The sequence below is a fragment of the Variovorax sp. P4_D9 genome (genome assembly GCF_056401695.1).
The window spans coordinates 1-1,492 of record NZ_JBFUIU010001394.1 but is presented as its reverse complement, the minus strand read 5'-3'; the positions used below and the strand labels follow the sequence as shown (position 1 = coordinate 1,492).

General features: G+C 64.5%; 3 protein-coding genes and 1 pseudogene. All 4 read left to right on the top strand.

The genetic code is table 11. From position 1 onward, the window contains the following. Positions 1–260 (top strand): annotated as a pseudogene (locus tag AC1DY5_RS55335) (hypothetical protein); the annotation flags it as partial. A gap of 167 nt (positions 261–427) precedes the next feature. Further along, positions 428–793, top strand: a complete 366-nt coding sequence (locus AC1DY5_RS55330; protein WP_478122650.1) for a DUF4158 domain-containing protein — start codon at positions 428–430, stop codon at positions 791–793. A gap of 89 nt (positions 794–882) precedes the next feature. Beyond that, complete coding sequence (locus AC1DY5_RS55325) at positions 883–1,260, top strand: hypothetical protein (RefSeq protein WP_478122649.1); 378 nt, start codon at positions 883–885, stop codon at positions 1,258–1,260. A gap of 35 nt (positions 1,261–1,295) precedes the next feature. Next, on the top strand, positions 1,296–1,492 hold a 197-nt coding region (locus AC1DY5_RS55320; RefSeq protein ID WP_478122648.1), incomplete at its 3' end, for a hypothetical protein.

Below are 1,492 nucleotides of genomic sequence, written 5' to 3'. Positions count from 1 at the left end.
GCGTGTTGTCGGCCGGCCCGACCCGGCTCGATGTGTTCGCCCGCCATGCGCTACCGTWCGTGGGCTCCTGCGGCGCGCTCGACATGGTCAATTTCGGCGCCTGGGACACGGTGCCCGAGCGCTTCAAGGGCCGGCGGCTGTATCGCCACAACCCGCGAGGGGTCAAGCGCAAGATGAGCAACTTCAAAGTGCGCCGTCGCGGCGCCGAGCTCCACCGCAGACATGAGCCGACGCCGGCGTTGCGCGTGTTACGTATCTGAACAGTATTTGGTCTAGGGGTTGTAGTACTTTTCGTGCAAATCGGTGCGCTTTTCTCGCACGCCCAGCAGCCATGCGGGTTTCCGTTTGATGGCGCAGGTGCCAGACGCGCGCCGCCCTGCCAGCGCCTGAGCCGGTACATTGGCGGCCCTGCGTTTTGGAGCCAGCCATGCCCTCCTTTGCCCTGCGATTCGTCGGCCAGGAGGCCCTGCCGTCCCGGCTGAGCGAGTTTGACCGCGAGCAGTTCTTCGAGCTTGGGTCAGCAGACGTTGAAGCGATCTCGCAGCAATTTCGAGTCGGCCACCGCCTGCCCGCTGCCTTGATGGTGCTGTTCATGCGCGCCACCGGTCGACCGCTCGACGGCTTCAACGTCTTGCCGCGGAACCTACTACGGCACACGGCTCAGCTGTTGGGCATCTCCCCACCGTCCATTGCGACACTGCGCTCGATCTACGGACGCAGCCAGACGCTTTTCAAGCATCAGCTTTGGGCCAAGACATACCTCGGTCTTCGAGATATTGAGAGATCCAACTGACCGATGCGCTTTGCATTCACGCCCAGGAGGCTACTCAGCCCGACGATCTGGTACGGTCGGCCTGCCAGTGGCTGTACACCCGCCGGATCGTGATTCCCGGACCGCGCCGCCTCAAGGACTGGGCCCGCGACGCGTTAGCCGCCATCGAGGCGAGCGTCCTCGCCCATGTCAGCGCCGCTGTTCCGGTCGCGAGGGCGCGCCAACTGAGCGCCCTCGCCTACTGCATTCGGCCCGAGACGGATTCCACCCACCTGGAGTGGCTGAAGACGCCCTCGCGGCGACATGGACCGGCAAGCTTGGCCGAAACGCTGGAGAAGGTGCGCTTTCTCAAGGCGCTCGGAGCCGACACCTGGGACCTGAGCGGCGTGACACTGGCCAAACAGCAGGCGTACGCCAGGCAAGTGCAGTCGCGACGCCCGGCCAAGACGCGCGAGATCAAGCCATCGCGGCTGGTTGGCGACAATTAGCTTGGGTGCGCCGGGAGACCGGCAAGGAGTAAGTGGTGAAAGTCCACCGCAATGAAGGAATAGCGAACCGCATTGGCCCCGAGCCGTGCGCAGGCATCCGCGAGGGTGTCGGCGAAGCGTCGGTAGGGGAACGCATAGGCCAGCCATTGAGCCGCGACAGAATTGTGATCCTGGGTGCCGACGCTGTCCAAGCTGCGGAAGGCAACATATCCGAGCGCGCCATCGCAAGCGC

Excerpts from the sequence above, each read along its gene's own strand:
- AC1DY5_RS55330 (WP_478122650.1), top strand. The coding sequence starts at position 428 with ATGCCCTCCTTTGCCCTGCGATTCGTCGGCCAGGAGGCCCTGCCGTCC.